This window comes from Brevundimonas sp. (genome assembly GCF_027487935.1).
GTDB lineage: Bacteria > Pseudomonadota > Alphaproteobacteria > Caulobacterales > Caulobacteraceae > Brevundimonas.
Map to the genome: position 1 here is coordinate 41906 of NZ_JAIYCP010000010.1, position 17686 is coordinate 59591.

Consider the following 17686-nt stretch of genomic DNA (forward strand, 5'->3'; position numbering starts at 1 on the left):
TTCCCCTCGCCGTATCGTGCCGGACCCGGCTCCACAAGCGTCGATGGCGGGGTGGCGACAACCGCGACCACTCAGCCCGGTGACGGCGGCCCGGCGACGCGCTAGACCGCGCCCATGACCGACGCCTCCGCCTCGACCGGCAAGACCTCCTCCTTCGGCTTTCGCGACGTCGACGCGAAGGAGAAGGTGCAGCTTGTCCGTGGCGTGTTCGACAGTGTGGCCTCCAGCTACGACCTGATGAACGACCTGATGAGCGGGGGCGTGCACCGGCTCTGGAAGGATGCCGCGGCGGCGAAGCTGAACCCCCGCCCGGGCGAGACCATCCTTGATGTGGCCGGGGGTACCGGCGACATGGCGCGGCGCTATGCGAAGATGGCCCGGGCGGCGCAGGAGCGGCGCGGGGGCGAGGATGCCTCGGTCATCGTGCTGGACTACAATGCCGAGATGATCATGGCGGGCGTCCAGAAGGGCGGCGAGCCGGAGATGCAGTGGTCGGTCGGCGACGCCATGGCCCTGCCCCTGCCGGACGCCTCGGTCGACGCCTATTCGATCAGTTTCGGAATCCGCAACGTGGCCGACATTCCGCAGGCGCTGCGCGAGGCGCGGCGGGTGCTGAAGCCCGGCGGCCGGTTCCTGTGCCTGGAGTTTTCGCGCCCGACCGCTTCGGCGGTGCGCAAGGCCTATGACGCCTGGTCCTTCCACGCCATTCCGCGCATCGGTGGCTGGGTCGCGGGTGACCGTGACAGCTATCAGTATCTGGTCGAGAGCATCCGCCGCTTCCCCGACCAGACGACCTTCAAGGGCATGATCGAGGACGCGGGTTTCAGCCGCGTGACCGTGACCAATCTGTCGGGCGGGGTCGCCGCCATCCATCACGGGTGGGCGATCTGACCCGTTCCGCCGACTACAGGACAGCGCCGCCGCCGCCGGTGGCCGAGCCGGTCCAGCATCCGGTCGAGGCGACCCTGCGCCTGCTCGGCTGGTGCTGGGTGCTGGTGCGCCACGACGCCCTGGCCCCGCGCGAGATCACACCGATGCTGCCGGTCTGGATCCGCTGGCTGGCTCATCTGCTGCACATCTTCGCCTCCCGTTCGGCGCGCGAGGGTCGTCCGGGCCAGCGGCTCGGCAGGGCGTTCGAACATCTGGGGCCGGTTGCGATCAAGCTGGGCCAGGTTCTGGCCACCCGGGCCGACATCTTCGGCATCGAATTCGCGCGGGATCTGGGCCGTCTGAAGGATGCCCTTGCCCCCTTTTCCGTCGAGGAGGCCCGGCGCGAGGTCGAGCGTTCGCTGGGGCGGCCGGTCGAGAGCCTGTTCACGGAATTTGGCCCGCCCGTCGCCGCCGCTTCCCTGGCGCAGGCCCATCCGGCCCGGCTGGCTGACGGCCGCAAGGTGGCGGTCAAGGTGCTGCGTCCCGGCGTCGAGCGGCGGGTGGAGCGCGGGCTGGACTCGATGCGGCTGGCGGCGCGGCTGGCGGTCCGGTTTGTGCCGCTGGCGCGGCGGCTGGAGCCGCTGGCCTTCGTCGAGACCATCGCCCGGTCGATGCAGCTGGAGCTGGACATGCGGCTCGAGGCCGCCGCCGCCTCCGAGCTCAAGGACATCATGGACAAGGAGTCCGGCGTCGGCGGCCACATGACCGCGCCGGCCGTGATCTGGGACGGGGTCGGCAAACGGGTGCTGACACTGGAGTGGGCGCCGGGCATGGCCATGACCGATCCGGCCGCCGCCGACCAGCCGGGACTGGACAAGAATGCCCTGGCCGACAATGTCGTGCGCGCCTTCCTGACCCAGGCGCTGGACCACGGGACCTTTCACGCCGACCTGCATGAGGGCAATCTGTTCTGCCATGCCCCGGCCGAGCTGACGGCGATCGATTTCGGCATCGTCGGACGGATCGGCCCGGCCGAGCGGCGCTATCTGGCGGAGATTCTCTGGGGTTTCCTGAGCCGCGACTATGACCGCATCAGCCGGGTCCATTTCGAGGCCGGCTATGTCCCGCCCGAACATTCCGTCGAGGCCTTCGCCCAGGCCCTGCGGGCGGTCGGCGAGCCGGTGATCGGCAAGGCCGCGTCCCAGGTGTCGATGGGGCGGCTGCTGGGCCAGTTGTTCGAGATCACCGACCTGTTCGACATGCATCTGCGGCCCGAGCTGATCCTGCTGCAGAAGACCATGGTCTCGGTCGAGGGGGTAGCGCGGCGGCTGAACCCCGACCACGATCTGTGGGCGGCGGCCGCGCCCGTCGTGGAGCGCTGGATCCGTCGGGAACTGGGGCCGCAGGCGCAGGTCCGGGACGCCGTCGAGGAGATTCGCGCCACCCTGAAGGCGCTGTCGCGGCTGGCCATGAACCCGCCGCAGACGCAGACGGTGGTGATCCGCGAGGCCCATACGCCGGCCTGGCTGGTGGTCTGTGTGACCCTGGCCCTGACGGCTGCGGCCGCTGCCCTTGTTCTGTCGCTTTGGCCCGGCATGGTCTGATCTCCGAACCGGAGACGACCCCATGAAGCCGCTTTTGATCGCCGCTGCCCTGCTGTTGCTTCCGGCCGGGGCCCAGGCCCAGGTTGCGGCTGCTTCGATGCCCAACAGTTTCGACGGCCCTGTCCGGGTCGCCCAGACTGCGCCCCCGGCCGCTGTCCCGGCCGCCCCTGCGCCCGCCAATCCCCAGGCCGAGGCCGTGCTGCGCGACATCATCGCCGGCGCCCAGGCCGGTACGATCGACTATGCCCTGATGAGCGATGACCTCGCCGCCCGTGTGCGTGAGCAGGAGGCGACCATCCAGCCCCTGATCGCCGGCTTCGGCCCCGTCCAGGCCGTTGATTTCGTCAGCAGCCAGAATGGCGCGGACCTATTCGCCGTGATCTTCGCCAATGCCGCGACCGAGTGGGTCATCGGCTTCAATGAAGCCGGCAAGGTCGCCGCCCTGCTCTTCCGCCCGGCGGCGTAGGGACGTCAGTCGTCGCTGCCCGGTCGTCCGCGGCCGCTCTTGATCGTGGACCGTTTCGCCTTGCCCTCCAGCCGCCGCTCCTTCGAGGCGCGGGTGGGCTTTGTCGGCACGCGATAGACCGGGGCGATCGAGGCCTTGTCGACCAACCCCTGCAGCCGCTCGATCGCATCGGCCCGGTTGCGCTCCTGGGTGCGATAGCGGACGGCGGTGATCAGGATCACGCCGTCCAGCGTCAGCCGGCTGCCCGCCAGTTTCATGAGCCGTGCCCGCACCGGCTCGGTCAGGGACGGCGAGTTGCGGGCGTCGAACCGCATCTGGACCGCCGTCGAGACCTTGTTGACGTTCTGGCCCCCCGGTCCGCCGGCGCGGAAGAAGCGGAACTCCAGCTCGCTCTCGGGGATTACCGTCACCGAACCACCCGTTTGGCACGGACCACGGCCTGATCCAGCGCCTGCAGGAAGGCCGAGCGATCCTTCGGTCCGAACGGCGGCGGGCCGGAGGTGGCCACGCCCATGGAGCGCAGATGCTCGCCGACCATCCGCCCGGCCAGGGCCGAGCCGATGGAGTCCGGGGTGAAGGGCTGGCCGTTGGACTTCAGCGCCTGGGCCCCGGCCTTGAGGCAGCGGTCGGCCAGGGGGATGTCGGCGGTGATCACGATGTCGCCCTTGCCTGCCCGTTCGGCGATCCAGTCGTCGGCAATGTCAGGCCCGGCGTCGACGACGACCTGTTCGATCCATTTTTCGCGCGGCGTGTTGATCCAGCTGTTGGAGACCACGAACACATGCAGGCCGTAACGCGCCGCCACGCGATAGACCTCGTCCTTCACCGGACAGGCGTCGGCGTCGATGAAGAGGCGGGGGGAGGGGGGCATGGGGGGTGGGGTGTGGGGTGTGGGGTGTGGGGATTAGGGATTGGGGATTAGGGATTAGGGATTAGGGAAGCTGGTGCTCATACCCCCGCAAGCCCAGCCCGTAAAACCTCGGCCCCCAAGCCCCAAGCCCCAAGCCCCAAGCCCTAAGCCCTAAGCCCTAAGCCCTAAGCCCTAAGCCCTAAGCCCTTACCTCGTGTAAGCCGGCGGCATCGCCCCTTCGCCACCGGACGCATAGCGGTCGCGGAGCAGGAATTGGCGGCTGGTCGGGGCCTGTTCGGCGCCGCCGATGAAGATGGTCTCGGCATTGCTGAGCGGTTCCAGCGGATCGCCGGACCAGATCACCACATCGGCGGCCGCCCCGGCGCGCAGTTCGCCGAACTGGCCCGCCATGCCGAAGATCTTCGCCGGATTGACGGTGATGGCCTCGATGGCGGCGTCATAGGGCAGGCCGTGCGAGACGGCGTTGCCGGCATTGTAGCGGGTCTCGCGAACCCGGTGGGAGCCGTCATTGCCCTTGATGGCGATGACCACACCGGCCGCGTCGAGAACGGCCGCGTTCTGCATCCGCGCCGCCCGGGTTTCGAGGCTGCCGGGCAGGTTGGAGATGGGGTTCAGGAGGACCGGCACATTGGCCGCCGCGATCTGGTCGGCGACCAGCCAGGCTTCCTCGGCTCCATCGAGAATGATCTTCACACCCTCCTCGCGGGCGAGGCGCAGGACCTGCTGGATATCGGCCGCACGGCGCACGGTGACGATCAGCGGCATCGAACCGTTGGCGACCGGGATCAGGGCCTCCAGGTCGGCGCGGGACAGGCTGAGGTCGCGCAGGCCGGCGCGGTCATAGGCGGCGCGGTTGCGGGCGAAGAGACGGACCTCGGCCAGGGTTTCCTTGAACTGGGTGAACTGGGCCCCGCGAGCCCCGCCGGCGATACCGGCCCCCGCTTCGCCGAACGGGGCGATCATGGCCACGCGCGGCTTGACCAGGATGTCGGTCCCGGCCGCCAGATGGATGATGGCCGCCTGGCCGGCGAACAGGCCGGGTGACTGCAGGCCGCCGTGACCGACGCCGGCGAAATCGGAGTCGTCATGGGCATGACCGCCACTGCCACCGCCGCCGCCGGCATGGGTCGGGACGACGATGGCGCGGGTGATGCCGCCGAGGCGGGCCACCGGCAGGGTGAAGGACCAGGGGTCGAGGCCGTAGCTGACATCGAACGAGGCACTGATGGTGTTGGCCCCGTTGGACAGGTCGTCCGAGCCGTTGACGGAGGAGATCTCAGACCCGCCGAGGCCGCTGTCGACCGCGACGAAGCCGGGCGAGACCACCTTGCCGCGGGCGTCGATGATGCGGGCCCCCGCAGGGGCGGCACCGGTCCCGACCGAGACGACCCGACCGTTCTGGATCACGACCGTGCCGTTCTCGATCACCGAGGTTCCGGTCAGGACCCGACCGCCGGTGATGGCCGTCAGGGACTGGGCGGAGGCGGGGCTGGTCAGGGCGAGGGCGCAGACGGCGCCGAGGATGAGGCTCTTGAGGCGCATCAGCGGGCTCCCTGCAGGACGTTGGCGGCGGGCAGGCCGAAACCGGGCTGGCCCAGTTCGAAGTCCGACAGCGGTTGATAGGCCGGGTTGGTGCGGTCGAAGGTCAGGGCTCCGTCGATGAAGACCTGGTCGGCGCGGGCATAGACGCTGAACGGATTGGCGCTCCAGATCACGACATCGGCGCGTTTGCCGGTCTCGAGCGAGCCGGTCTGGTCGGCGATGCCGAGCGAGCGGGCCGGGTTGAGGGTGATCCAGCTGATCGCCCGCTCCTCGCTGATGTTCATGCCGATGCGGCGACCGGCGGCCAGGGCGGCGGCGGCCTCCTGGTTCAGGCGCTGGGTCAGTTCGGCGTCGTCGGAATGGATGACGGCGCAGGAGCCTTCGGGGGCGTCGACCAGGGCGGCATTGGCCTCGACCGCGTCGAGGGCCTCCATCTTGAAGCCCCACCAGCCGGTCCACATGTCGGCGCAGATGCCTTCGCGGGCCAGCAGGGGCGCGATCTTGTAGGCCTCGACGGCGTGGTGGAAGGCGGTGATCTCATAGCCGAACTCATTGGCGATATCGATCATCACCGCCATTTCGTCGGCGCGGTAGCAGTGGTTCTGGACCAGGACGGTGCCGTCCAGAACCCCGGCCAGGGTCTCGAGCTGCAGGTTGCGGGTCGGGGGCGAGCCCTCCCCGTCCTCGCGCCATTTGTCCCATTTGGCCTTGTAGTCCCGGGCGGCGATGAAGGCGGCGCGATAGCCGGCGACATTGCCCATGCCGGTGGCGGGCGAGCTGTTGCGGCCGCCGTAGACGCGGCTGGGGTTCTCGCCACAGGCCATCTTCAGACCGTAGGGGGCGCCGGGCATCTTCATGCCCTGCATGGTCACCGAGGGGACGTTGCGCAATGTCACGCCGCGACCGCCGAACAGATTGGCCGAGCCGGGCAGGACCTGAAGGGTGGTGATGCCGCCGGCGCGGGCGGTGTTGAAGCCGGGATCCTGGGGCCAGATCGAATGTTCGGCCCAGACCTGGGCGGTGTTGGGGCTGGTGGCTTCGTTGCCGTCGCTCATTCCGGCCACGCCGGGCGAGGGATAGACGCCGAGGTGGCTGTGGACGTCGATGATGCCGGGGGTCACGAACCGGCCGCGGGCGTCGACGATGCGATAGCCGGCGGGCACCGGCGTTGAGGCACCGCCCACGGCGGCGACCTTGCCGTCGGTGACGATGACCACGCCGTTCTCGATCTTCTGGCCGGCGCCGGTGAAGACCGTGCCGCCGACGATGGCCATGTTCTCGCGCGGCAGGCCGCGATAGGTCGAGGGGAAGGGATCGGGGACGTCCGCGACGTCCAGACCTCGTGCCAGCGGCGTGCGCGCCTCCGCATCCGACGCGTCGTCGGCCGCAGGGGGGGCGGCGTCGCCCGCGAGGGTGGCGCAGGCCGACAGGGCCAGTGAACCCGCCAGCACACAGGCGAGAGTGGCGAGGCTTGAGCCCCGCAGGCTTTGACGTCTCATCGAAGGCTCCCCGGATGCGCCCGGCGTGAAGGATGGGGCGCAAGTCGGGAGGGATTACAAAGGCGTTCGACGGGTTCCGTCAAAGCCGGAAACATTACAGATCGGTAAGGTGGGCTTTCCGTTCGGGTTCGGACAGACCGGCGACCTCGATCAGCTTGGTCCGCGACTGGCCGCCGCGCGGGGCCGGACCTGTCCCCCGGATAGCGTCTGCCGCCGCTTTCGGCAGGGCGAAGTGAGTGTTGGTTGCCGTCCCGGATCGCCGCTTTGCGGCGTCCGGGATGACAAGGGGTTTGGTCCCTACCCCAGTGCGGCCATCAGCTCCGGCACCACGGTCTTGTAGTCGCCGACGATGCCGTAGTCCGCGACCTGGAAGATCGGGGCGTCGGCGTCCTTGTTGATGGCGACGATGACCTTGGAGTCCTTCATCCCGGCCAGGTGCTGGATGGCACCCGAGATGCCGATGGCGATGTAGAGGGCCGGGGCGACGACCTTGCCGGTCTGGCCGACCTGGTAGTCGTTGGGGGCGTAGCCGGCGTCGACGGCGGCGCGCGAGGCACCCACGGCGGCGCCGAGGCGGTCGGCCAGCGGGTCCATGACGGCCTGGAATTCCTCGGCCGAGCCCATCGCCCGGCCGCCCGAGACGACGATCTTCGCCGCGCCCAGTTCCGGACGGTCCGACTTGACCATCTCCTCGCTGACGAAGGTGGCCTTGCCGCCGTCAGCGCCCGCGATGGTCTCGACCTTGGCCGAGCCGCCCTCGCCCGCCGCGTCGAAGCTGGTCGGGCGGACGGTGATGACCTTCTTGCCGTCCGACGACTGGACGGTCTCAAGGGCGTTGCCGGCGTAGATCGGACGCACGAAGGTGTCGTTGGAGACGACCTCGATGACGTCCGAGATCGGGGCGACATCGAGACTGGCGGCGATCCGCGGCATGAAATTCTTGCCGTCGGTGGTGGCCGGCGAAAGGATGGCGTCATAGCTGCCGGCCAGGCCGACGACGGTGGCGGTGACCGCCTCGGCCAGCTGGTGGCTCAAGGCCCCGCTCTCGGCGAGCAACACCTTGCGCACGCCGGCGATCTTCGCGGCGGCCTCGGCGGCCGCCTTCGAGCCCTGGCCGATGACCAGGATGTCGACGTCGCCCGACAGCTTCAGGGCGGCGGTGACGGTCTTGTGGGTGGTGTCGCGGACGGTGTCGCCGTCGCGATCGGCGATAACGAGAACGGCCATTACAGGACCCCCGCGGTCTTGAGTTTGGAAACCAGTTCGGCGGCATCGGCCACCTTGATCCCGGCCGAGCGGGTCGGCGGGGCCGTGACCTTCTTCACCGTCAGGCGCGGCGCGATATCGGCGCCGTAGTCGGCGACCGCCTTGACCGCGATCTCCTTCTTCTTGGCCTTCATGATGTTGGGCAGGGAGGCATAGCGCGGGGTGTTGAGGCGCAGATCGACCGAGACCACGGCGGGCAGGGTCGCGGCCAGGGTCTGAAGGCCGCCGTCGACCTCACGGGTCACGGTGGCCTTGCCGCCGCCGATCACGATCTTGCCGGCGAAGGTGGCCTGGGGCCAGTCCAGCAGGGCGGCCAGCATCTGGCCGACCGCATTGTTGTCGCCGTCGATCGACTGTTTGCCGAGCAGGACGAGGTCCGGCTTCTCCTCATCAACCACGGCCTTGAGCAGTTTGGCGACGGCCAGGGGCTCGAGGTCGGCGTCCGACTGGATCAGCAGGCCGCGATCCGCGCCCATGGCCAGGGCGGTGCGGATGGTTTCCTGGGCCTGGGTCACGCCGATGGAGACGACCACGATCTCGGTGGCGGTTCCGGCGGCATGGTGCTCCTTGCCCTCCTTCATGCGCACAGCCTCCTCGACGGCGATCTCGTCGAACGGATTCATGCTCATCTTGACGTTGGCCAGATCGACACCGGTCTGGTCCGCCTTGACGCGAGCCTTGACGTTGTAGTCGATCACCCGTTTGACGGGGACGAGAACCTTCATTGTGCTATCCACGAAAGCGCCGGAATGTTGGGTGAGGGAATGGTACGCCTCACCCCGCCTGTCAACGTAACGCCGCGTCAACGGACAGAAACGTCCGCCTCTCAAAGCTTTGGAACGCCCCCATGCATCGCCTCCTGTCCATGAAACGGCTCAGCATCCTGTTCCTGTCCATCTTCGCGGTCCTACTGGCCGGCATGTTCGCCTATGAGCGGCTGGTCGTGGCTCCGGGCGACCGCTGCGAGGCGGGCGGCAAATGGTGGGATCCCGAAAGCAGGGTCTGTGCCCAGCCGATCTCGATCGCCGAGATCACGGGCCGTCCCAATCCCGGTGAACGCGCCGCAGCCTCGGCGGAGAAGAACCGCGAACTGGTGGCGATCGAGGATTCGCTCGCGGCCCAGAAGCGCGCCCGTGACGCGGACGCCGACCGCCAGCGCGCGGCCCTGGCGGCGCAGTAGTCCGGGGCATCGGGATCAATGGGCTGTCGGTCTCTGCTGTGCCGAGGTGCTGACCGCCGGATGTTTCATCACAAAGGGCACGAAGGAATTCACGAAGGACACGAAGAGACCGGTGATGGGTTCAAATTCGCGTCTTCCTCCGCGACCAATTCGATCGCGGCTTTGCCGCATTTGACTTGATCGAGGTCCGGCGCGTTCGCCTCCCGCGGGTGAAGCGCGTCTGTTTCAGACCCACAGGACCCTTGGTGTCCTTTGTGAATTCCTTCGTGCCCTTCGTGATGAACCTGCACTCGCCGAAGGAGGTTCGCAGGCGGCGTCGGCTCGCCCTATCGGGTCGCGCCCGGTTTCCACTTCACGTCGTCCGCGCCGTTGGCGTTGGCGCGGCGGGCGGCGACGAACAGGTGGTCGGACAGGCGGTTCAGGTAGCGGATCGCCGCAGGGGTCACCGCCGCGCCGGTTTCGACCAGTCGCACCGCCTCGCGTTCGGCCCGGCGGGCCACGGTACGGGCCAGATGCAGATGGGCCGACAGGGCGGAGCCGCCGGGCAGGATGAAGCTGTCCAGTTCCTTGAGACTTTCGTTCATCCAGTCGATCTCGGACTCAAGCCGATCGACCTGGCTGTCGATGATCCGCAGTGCCTCCCATTTGGGCGGTGGGTCCAGCGGGGTGGCAAGGTCTGCGCCGAGGTCGAACAATTCGTTCTGGATCCGCCCCAGCATGGCGTCGATGCGGTCGTTCTGGCCGGAATGCAGCCGGGCCAGGCCCAGGACGCTGTTCAGCTCGTCGACGGCACCATAGGCCTCGACGCGGCGGTCGCTTTTGGAAACCGTTTCACCCGACGCCAGACGGGTCTGCCCGCCATCGCCGGTCTTCGTATAGATGCGGTTCAGGACGACCATGGGCTCAGCGTCCCGCGGGTCTAACCGGCATGCGTGGATTTCCACCACATGCCGACGCACAGCAGCACGACCGCCACCGCCTGCAGTCCCACGCGCAGTCGCATGAGCTTGTTGGAACGCGACCGATCCGCGTCACTGCCCCTGTGAAGGGACCAGAGGCCGAACCCGAGGGTGACGGCGACGGCCAGGATTGCGATGAGGATGAGGATGTTGATCAGGTTGCCCATGTCCGCAATCTAGGCCGGGTCGCCGGGCGAGACCAGTGCGTCGGTGCCACAGGTCGCCCGCCCTGGCCGTTAAGCTTTCGGTCATCCTTTCGGCTAGGTCGATGGTCATTTTTCCGTGGTTCGTTGGCGCTCCCCGAGGGTGTCCATGACCGACCGCACGATCCGCAATCTGGCCCATCTGCGGCGCTCTGCCTCCACGGCTCGTGTCCTGAACCTGCTCAGAGTCTGGCTGGACCACGGCCATGAGTCCGAATGGGCGGAGCGGCCCGTGTTCCAGACAATGGCGCTGAACCGCTCCCTGATCATGAAGCACCGGCTGCGGCGGGACGAGGTGGACTCATTCTACCTGCGACGGCAGGTGGCAACGAAGGTGATCATTCCCCTGGATTCCCGCGACCTCAAGGCAGGGGGGCGTTACCTCTTCGTCGGTCAGCGCGACTATGAGCGGGTCATGCGGGAGGCGTTCGGACTCTCCCCCAGTCATCCGGACATGAAGACGCTCGCCCTGTTGGACCGGCTGCCATCGCTGGACCCGTTCCTTCTGCGCGAACAGTTGAGGCGGGGCGGGGTGGATCCCGCGTTCTGCTATTTCTCGATCAGCGATTCCGACCTCGAACGCATGTCGAGTTTCGTTCAGAAAGAGATCCGACCGCTGGTGACCCTGTCCCTCGGCCCCGATCTTGAGTCCGTGGGTTCCACCCGGCGCCTTGCGGCCAAGATCATGTCGAACCGCCCGACCGACCATATGGAGGCCCTGCGCACGACCCTTCGTCTGGAGCTGGAGGAATATGAAGACGGCATCTTCTGCTGGAAGGGTTTCCTCTACTACAAATGGGTCCTGACCAGCCTGAGGGTCGAGGCCTTCGGCGTCGCCGATGCCGTCAAGTCCGTGCGTCCGGTCGGGAAGGTGGATCGGGAATCCCGGACCTGGCTGGAGCGGGGCAGGAGCGTGCTGCATGACCGGATCATCGAGACCTGCAATGAGGCGGAACGCACCCTTGCGATTTACGATACGGCCTTTGCCGGGCTGACGGACAAAAACCGGCCGGCTTCTTTCCGGGAGTTCCTCCTGGAATCGCCGCAGTTGTTTTCCAAGCTGGGCGACCAGCTCGGGGCCATCCAGCACATCGTAAGCTTCTGGCGGTTCCGGTTCAGCTCCGGGTCCTCGGGGGTGGCGGTCGATGAACTGATCGACATCTTCATGGATTTCGAGGCCGGTCTTGCGGCCGGGCAGGCCGGCAGATCCGCCTCCCGCTGGGCGGCCTGAGCGAATCTCGCAGTCATCGGCTCATGGCGTAAGCCCGGGTCAGGACGGCGACGTCCAGTTCGGATATCCGGCCACCGGAGCCTCCCAGTGAACATTCCCGCCGCCGGGCCTCGGCGCGCGCAGCCGCTGTGAAGGCCAGATCCACCCCTCGCCGACGATGTATCGGGTCCTCGAGATAGTGCATCACCGAACAGGGGTCATACTGACGGGTGAACAGCAGCCGGGGCGTCGTTCCGACCCCGTCGGCTGCGCCGCGGGGGTCCGTGACGGGGACCTCGAGGCGGACGGAGTAGTTTCGCTGCCAGAGGGCCTCGCGTTCGGCGAGGGCGGTGGGCCCCGTTCCGGCCGGTGCGGGCAGGCGGCCGACGTTGAGCCATCGGGCCCGATCGCTGCGCTCATGCTCATGGTCCAGCCCGAGGACATGGCCGATCTCATGGACCAGAACCCGGTGACGGCAGGGCCCGCTGAGGATGAGGAAGCTTCGGGCCGTCGGTGGCGCGCCGGTCCCTGATGGCCGCTCAAAGGCACCGCGCGGCGGCGGCCGGTCGATGGCCCCGCGCCCGACGGTGGCGCGGCACCGGTTGGCACCGTCGTCGGACTGGTGCCGCAGAATGATCAGCCGTGGGCCGGAGGTCGCAGTCACAAACCGGACCGGGGCACCGGCCGCGGTCCATGACTGCATGGCCAGCCGCACCGCGGCCTGGTCCGCGGCTGTGACGCCCGGCCCAAAGCTGTAACGAACCTGGCCGTCGGGCCACAGGCCCGTGTTCCGCTGGACCACGCCTGCCGTCGACGGGCTCGCTGCCGTCAGCCCGGCGACAAGCGCGGCGACAACCTGCAGCCGCCGTTTGCTGATCCAGATCATTCTCGCTCCCGGAACCCCGCCGGGAGAAGCCTAACAGGCCACGGCCTAGTAGCGGTAGTGGTCCGGCTTGAACGGTCCCGCCGTGGGGACCGAGATATAGTCGGCCTGTTCCTTCGACAGGGTCGTCAGCTTCGCGCCCAGCTTGGCGAGGTGGAGCATGGCGACCTTTTCGTCGAGGTGTTTGGGCAGGACATAGACCTGGTTGTCGTAGGATTTGGCGTTGGTCCAGAGTTCGATCTGGGCCAGCGTCTGGTTGGTGAAGGACGCCGACATCACGAATGAGGGGTGGCCCGTGGCATTGCCCAGGTTCACCAGACGGCCCTCGGACAGCAGGATGATCTTCTTGCCGTCCGGAAATTCGACGTGGTGGACCTGGGGCTTGATCTCGTCCCATTTGAAATTCTTCAGGCCGGCGACCTGAATCTCGGAATCGAAATGGCCGATATTGCAGACGATGGCGTTGTTCTTCATCGCCCGCATGTGGTCGACGGTCAGGACGTCCTTGTTGCCGGTGGCGGTGACGAAGATGTCGGCCTCGTGGGCCACGTCCTCGACGGTGACGACCTCATAGCCTTCCATGGCTGCCTGCAGGGCGCAGATCGGATCGACCTCGGTCACCTTCACCCGGGCGCCGCCCTGGCGCAGCGAGGCGGCCGAGCCCTTGCCGACATCGCCATAGCCGCAGACCACGGCGACCTTGCCCGACAGCATGACGTCGGTGCCGCGACGGATCGCGTCGACCAGGGATTCACGGCAGCCGTAGAGGTTGTCGAACTTGGACTTGGTGACGCTGTCGTTGACGTTGATGGCGGGGAAGGGCAGGTCGCCCTTCTTCGCCATTTCATACAGGCGGTGGACGCCGGTGGTGGTCTCTTCCGACACGCCGCCGATGGCGTCGCGAATGGCCGAATAGAAGCCGGGCTTTTCGGCGATGTAGCGCTTCATGACCTTGAAGAGGGCTTCCTCCTCCTCATTCTGCGGGTCCGACAGCAGGGACAGGTCCTTCTCGGCCTTGGGGCCGAGGACGCACAGAAGGGTGGCGTCGCCGCCGTCGTCGAGGATCAGGTTGGGATAGCCGCCGTCGGCCCATTCGAAGATCCGGTGGGCATAGTCCCAGTATTCTTCCAGGGTCTCGCCCTTGGTGGCGAAGACGGGGGTGCCGTTGGCCGCGATGGCCGCAGCGGCGTGGTCCTGGGTTGAGAAGATGTTGCAGGAAGCCCAGCGGACCTCGGCGCCCAGGGCTTCCAGCGTCTGGATCAGCACGGCGGTCTGGATGGTCATGTGCAGCGAGCCGGCGATGCGGGCGCCCTTGAGGATCTGCTGCGGACCGAACTCTTCGCGCAGCGCCATCAGGCCCGGCATTTCGGTTTCGGCGATGGCGATTTCCTTGTTGCCGAACGGGGCAAGCGAAATGTCGCGGACGATATAGTCGGTCATGAGGCGAGGCTTTCCGGCAAGGTGTTGCGGCGGCCTATAGACCGGTCCCGGGGCCGGGGCAAGAAACCCATAAGGATGTCTTTATGTGTTTGGGTGCCGACAGGCTCTGGCGTGTGGCGCTCAGGTGCGCTCAACATAGGGCTCGGTTCGGGAGAGGTATCATGCACAGATTGACGGCGAGCGCAGCGGTTGCGGCGGTTCTCGCGCTGGCGGCACCGGTGACGGCGCAGGCGCAGGCGGGCAGCGCGGCCGGCCCGGTGACCCTGGTCCAGGCCGGACGGCTTCTGGATCGACCGGGACAGGCACCGCGCGGCCCCTCGACCGTGGTGGTGCAGGACGGGCGGATTGTCGAGATTCGCGACGGCTTCGTCGACGCCTCGGCCTTCCCGGGCGCGACTGTGATCGATCAGCGCGAGCGGTTCGTGCTGCCGGGCCTGATCGACAGCCATGTGCATCTGGTCTCGGACCTCGGCGGCCAGGCCGGCTTCCTGTCCGGCGTCACCGAGAACCTGCCGGCGCATGCCTTTCGGGCGGCCGAGAACGCCGAGAAGACGCTGATGGCCGGCTTTACCACGGTGCGGAACCTCGGCGACGAGGGCGGGGTGACCCTGGCCCTCGCGGACGAGACCGCCGCCCACCGACTGCCCGGTCCGCGCATCATCGACTCGGGCAACAGCATCTCGACGACCTCCGGTCATATGGACGGGCGGCTGGGCTTCAATGACGATTTCCGCGAGACCATTGCCCACGACAATGTCTGCAACGGCGTGGAGAGCTGCCGCGAGGCCGTGCGCATCCAGGTCGGGCGCGGTGCCCGGGTGATCAAGATCGCCACTACCGGCGGGGTCAACAGCCGGATCGGTGCCGGTCTGGGGGCCCAGATGTTCGAGGACGAGGCGCGGGCCCTGATCGAGACCGCCCACCTCTATGGCCTCAAGGTCGCGGTCCATGCCCATGGCGCGGACGGGATCAATATGGCGCTGCGGCTGGGTGCCGATTCGATCGAGCACGGGACCATCTTCGACGACGAGACCCTGCGGCTGTTTCGGCAGTCGGGGGCCTATTATGTGCCGACCCTGTCGACGGTGAACGGCTATCTCGAAAGGCTGGCCGCCGATCCGAACGCCTATCCGCCGGAGGTCATGCCCAAGATCCAGTGGCGGATCTCGATCACCGGCCAGTCGCTGCGAAGGGCCGTGCCGGCCGGTGTTCGCATCGCCTTCGGCACCGATGCGGGTGTCTCGAAACACGGCCGCAACGCTGATGAGTTCGCCCTGATGGTCGCCAACGGCATGACGCCGATGACGGCCATTGAGGCGGCGACGGTGAACGCCGCGGACCTGCTGGGATTGTCAGCCGAGATCGGGACGCTGGAACCCGGCAAGCGCGCCGACATCATTGCGGTCGATGGTGACCCGCTGACGGATGTATCGGCGCTGACGTCGATGGACTTCGTCATGCGCGACGGCCGGGTCTATCGCGACGAGGAGTAGGGGGTGGCTTGGCGGGCGGAGGCGGCGGCGTAACCGACCCTTAAGCGCCTTCCGCTATGGTCGGCCTATGGATCGACGCGCCCTTCTCGGATTGAAGACCCGCCCGCTCAGGGTCAGTGGCGGCGGCGGTGGCGCGGCTGCCGCGCAGTCCACCTATCTGGCTATGCCGACCATCACCGCCAATGTCGTCCGCACGGGTGGACGCCGGGGCATGATGACGGTCGAGACGGGGATCGATACGCCCGACGCCGCCCTGCGTGTCCGGGTCGCCCAGTCCATGCCGCGGCTTCGGGCTGCCTTTGCGGTGGCGGTGCAGCAGTCGGCGAATGTCATCCGGCCCGGCGCGCCACCGGATGTGGAACGTCTGGTGGCCCAGCTTCAGGCGGCGACCAATACGGTGATGGGGCGGCCCGGCGCGCGGCTGCTCATCGGGACCGTGATGCTCAGCTAGGGGTAAGGGGGCGCCTGCCCTGTTCCTTCAGTCCTTCGTCGGACTGACCTGACGGTCATCGCCATAGGTCAGGGCCAGGAAGACGTCTTCCAGATCCGGGTCCTCGGTGACGATATCGGCGATGGTCACGCCTGCTGCCCGCACGGCGGCCAGCACCTGCTCCACCGAGGACTGGCCCTTCCTGTAGGTGACAGCAAAGGCCCCGTTGGGCCGGGCGACGGCCTCGAAGCCCTTGAGCTTCGGCAGGGCCTTCAGGGGGCTCTCGGGCGTCACCACGACGTTCCGCGTGTCCAGCCGGCGCAACAGCTGCGGGGTCGGCTCACAGGCCACGACCTCGCCGCGGTTCATGATGGCGATGGTGTCGCAGAGCTCCTGCGCCTCTTCCAGATAGTGGGTGGTCAGCAGGATGGTCACGCCCTCGGCATTGAGGCGGCGGACGTATTCCCAGAGCTGGCGGCGCAGCTCGACATCCACGCCTGCGGTCGGCTCGTCGAGGATCAGGATGGGCGGATTGTGGACCAGGGCCTTGGCCACCATCAGGCGACGCTTCATCCCGCCGGACAGGGCGCGAACATAGGCGTGGGCCTTGTCGCTGAGGCCGAGCGCTTCCAGCAGCTCGTCCGAGTGGCGTTCACCGGCGGGAACACCGTAGAAGCCGGCCTGGACCTCCAGCGACTCGCGCGGGGTGAAGAAGACGTCGGCGACGATCTCCTGAGGAACGACACCGAGGGCGGCGCGGGCGTCGCGCGGCTGTCTGTCGATATCGCGGCCCCAGATTTCGGCGGTGCCGCCGGTCTTGTTGACCACGCCGGCCAGGATGTTGATCAGGGTCGACTTGCCGGCACCGTTGGGGCCCAGCAGGCCGAACATCGAGCCGCGCGGAATGACCAGATCGACGCCGCGCAGCGCAACCTTGGGCGGGGCCTTTTTCGAGCCCGCATAGGTCTTTTCCAGCCCCCGGACCTCGATGGCGTTGACGGGCAGGGCGGCGGCTTCAGACATCGGCGGCTTTCGGTGGGTGAGCGGCCTAGGTAGGCCCGCTGTCCGGCGCCGCCAAGGGCGGTTGCGGTGCAGGATGCAATTTGTTGTCAATGGTGCTTGACATTCTTCGGCAAGATGTCTAGTAAGCTTGTCATTATGGATAGCTTGCTTGACGGAGATCGACCTGTGGCGCGTACGAAAATGATCGGCTGGACGGCCTTCGCCTTTTGCCTGCTCGGCTATGGTGTGTTCACCGCCGTGGTGGTCCTGAACCTGACGGGCGAAATCTCCAGGCGCGACCTGCTTCTGATCGGCGGTCCCGCAGCGGTGATCGGCGAGATCGGGCTCTGGGTCGCCGCCGCCTCCCTGGGCTGGTCCCTGTTCCGCAAGCGCAAGGCCTTCCTTGACCGGGTCTTCCGCCGGAAATCGCAGACGGTTTGACGACAGGCGGCGGGGCTTCTAGGGAGTCGGCCACCAGCCGCCGCCACCAGTCAGGGTCGCCCATGCCGCCGCGCCACGCCGATGCGATCATTCCTCCGCCCGAGGCCATTCTGGTCTCCACGAAGCGGGTCGCCTGCGACGGCGGCGGCGGCGCCCTCGGGCATCCGCTGGTCTATATGGACATGGGCGGGGATGATTTCGTCGAATGCGGCTATTGCGACCGCCGCTTTGTGCTGGACCCCCATCCGAAGTCCGGGGCTGACTACCACAGCCCTGCCGCCCGGCCTCCGGAAGCCCACTGACCCGGCTTCAGCCGACCCGGACGCC

General features: G+C 67.6%; 20 protein-coding genes. 9 read left to right on the plus strand and 11 right to left on the minus strand.

All coding sequences use genetic code 11. The features are described 5' to 3' along the window. Positions 1–114 precede the first annotated feature (114 nt). From Q0053_RS04180 to Q0053_RS04190, 3 genes are read left to right on the plus strand one after another with little or no spacing between them, the layout of a single operon-like run. Positions 115–891, plus strand: coding sequence for a class I SAM-dependent methyltransferase (locus Q0053_RS04180; protein WP_298096453.1), 777 nt, complete (start codon positions 115–117; stop codon positions 889–891). Continuing rightward, a complete protein-coding gene (gene ubiB / locus Q0053_RS04185; protein WP_298096456.1) occupies positions 879–2474 on the plus strand; it encodes a 2-polyprenylphenol 6-hydroxylase in 1596 nt (531 codons plus the stop codon). The genes Q0053_RS04180 and ubiB overlap by 13 nt, the downstream gene beginning before the upstream one ends. A gap of 22 nt (positions 2475–2496) precedes the next feature. Further along, a complete protein-coding gene (locus tag Q0053_RS04190) occupies positions 2497–2940 on the plus strand; it encodes a hypothetical protein (protein WP_298096459.1) in 444 nt (147 codons plus the stop codon). Positions 2941–2945: 5 nt separating this feature from the next. Here Q0053_RS04190 and arfB read toward each other — a convergent pair whose 3' ends face one another. The 6 genes from arfB to Q0053_RS04220 form a co-directional block, all read right to left on the minus strand. After that, entirely contained in the window at positions 2946–3350 is a 405-nt protein-coding gene (gene arfB, locus Q0053_RS04195) for an alternative ribosome rescue aminoacyl-tRNA hydrolase ArfB (protein ID WP_292098127.1), read from the minus strand. Next, positions 3347–3811 carry a YaiI/YqxD family protein gene (locus Q0053_RS04200; protein ID WP_298096461.1) on the minus strand — a complete coding sequence of 155 codons (465 nt, stop codon included), beginning with the start codon at positions 3809–3811 and terminating at the stop codon, positions 3347–3349. Before Q0053_RS04200 ends, arfB begins: the two co-directional genes overlap by 4 nt. Positions 3812–3997: 186 nt before the next feature. Then, entirely contained in the window at positions 3998–5353 is a 1356-nt protein-coding gene (locus Q0053_RS04205; RefSeq protein ID WP_298096463.1) for an amidohydrolase family protein, read from the minus strand. Further along, the gene (locus Q0053_RS04210; RefSeq protein ID WP_298096465.1) at positions 5353–6852 is read right to left on the minus strand and encodes an amidohydrolase; all 1500 of its coding nucleotides are present in this window, start codon (positions 6850–6852) and stop codon (positions 5353–5355) included. Before Q0053_RS04210 ends, Q0053_RS04205 begins: the two co-directional genes overlap by 1 nt. A 297-nt stretch (positions 6853–7149) precedes the next feature. Further along, the gene (locus Q0053_RS04215) at positions 7150–8079 is read right to left on the minus strand and encodes an electron transfer flavoprotein subunit alpha/FixB family protein (protein ID WP_298096468.1); all 930 of its coding nucleotides are present in this window, start codon (positions 8077–8079) and stop codon (positions 7150–7152) included. Next, positions 8079–8843, minus strand: coding sequence for an electron transfer flavoprotein subunit beta/FixA family protein (locus Q0053_RS04220; RefSeq protein ID WP_298096471.1), 765 nt, complete (start codon positions 8841–8843; stop codon positions 8079–8081). Before Q0053_RS04220 ends, Q0053_RS04215 begins: the two co-directional genes overlap by 1 nt. Before the next feature lie 122 nt (positions 8844–8965). Between Q0053_RS04220 and Q0053_RS04225 the strand changes: the two genes are divergently transcribed. Continuing rightward, positions 8966–9298 carry a hypothetical protein gene (locus tag Q0053_RS04225; protein WP_298096474.1) on the plus strand — a complete coding sequence of 111 codons (333 nt, stop codon included), beginning with the start codon at positions 8966–8968 and terminating at the stop codon, positions 9296–9298. Between the two features lie 326 nt (positions 9299–9624). Here Q0053_RS04225 and Q0053_RS04230 read toward each other — a convergent pair whose 3' ends face one another. Further along, a complete protein-coding gene (locus tag Q0053_RS04230) occupies positions 9625–10197 on the minus strand; it encodes a cob(I)yrinic acid a,c-diamide adenosyltransferase (RefSeq protein ID WP_298096477.1) in 573 nt (190 codons plus the stop codon). Positions 10198–10217: 20 nt separating this feature from the next. Then, positions 10218–10424 (minus strand): twin transmembrane helix small protein, encoded by a 207-nt coding sequence (locus tag Q0053_RS04235; protein WP_298096479.1) that lies wholly within the window; start codon positions 10422–10424, stop codon positions 10218–10220. Positions 10425–10569: 145 nt separating this feature from the next. Between Q0053_RS04235 and Q0053_RS04240 the strand changes: the two genes are divergently transcribed. Continuing rightward, positions 10570–11691: a hypothetical protein gene (locus tag Q0053_RS04240; RefSeq protein WP_298096482.1), complete on the plus strand. Its 1122-nt coding sequence runs from the start codon at positions 10570–10572 to the stop codon at positions 11689–11691. 13 nt (positions 11692–11704) lie between these two features. Here Q0053_RS04240 and Q0053_RS04245 read toward each other — a convergent pair whose 3' ends face one another. After that, entirely contained in the window at positions 11705–12556 is an 852-nt protein-coding gene (locus tag Q0053_RS04245) for a M12 family metallopeptidase (RefSeq protein ID WP_298096485.1), read from the minus strand. Between the two features lie 45 nt (positions 12557–12601). Further along, the gene (ahcY, locus tag Q0053_RS04250) at positions 12602–13993 is read right to left on the minus strand and encodes an adenosylhomocysteinase (RefSeq protein ID WP_298096488.1); all 1392 of its coding nucleotides are present in this window, start codon (positions 13991–13993) and stop codon (positions 12602–12604) included. Between the two features lie 161 nt (positions 13994–14154). On the opposite strand from ahcY, the gene Q0053_RS04255 reads away from it, so the two are divergent. Together Q0053_RS04255 and Q0053_RS04260 are read left to right on the plus strand one after the other, a co-directional pair. After that, a complete protein-coding gene (locus Q0053_RS04255; RefSeq protein ID WP_298096491.1) occupies positions 14155–15486 on the plus strand; it encodes an amidohydrolase family protein in 1332 nt (443 codons plus the stop codon). Between the two features lie 67 nt (positions 15487–15553). Beyond that, positions 15554–15937, plus strand: a complete 384-nt coding sequence (locus Q0053_RS04260; protein ID WP_298096493.1) for a Tat pathway signal protein — start codon at positions 15554–15556, stop codon at positions 15935–15937. Positions 15938–15964: 27 nt separating this feature from the next. Here Q0053_RS04260 and Q0053_RS04265 read toward each other — a convergent pair whose 3' ends face one another. Then, positions 15965–16939, minus strand: coding sequence for an ABC transporter ATP-binding protein (locus Q0053_RS04265; RefSeq protein WP_298096496.1), 975 nt, complete (start codon positions 16937–16939; stop codon positions 15965–15967). A gap of 165 nt (positions 16940–17104) precedes the next feature. Between Q0053_RS04265 and Q0053_RS04270 the strand changes: the two genes are divergently transcribed. Together Q0053_RS04270 and Q0053_RS04275 are read left to right on the plus strand one after the other, a co-directional pair. Then, positions 17105–17359 carry a hypothetical protein gene (locus Q0053_RS04270; protein WP_298096499.1) on the plus strand — a complete coding sequence of 85 codons (255 nt, stop codon included), beginning with the start codon at positions 17105–17107 and terminating at the stop codon, positions 17357–17359. Positions 17360–17421: 62 nt separating this feature from the next. Further along, on the plus strand, positions 17422–17661 hold the full coding sequence (locus Q0053_RS04275; RefSeq protein WP_298096502.1) for a zinc-finger domain-containing protein: 240 nt from the start codon (positions 17422–17424) through the stop codon (positions 17659–17661). The last annotated feature ends 25 nt before the right edge of the window (positions 17662–17686 follow it).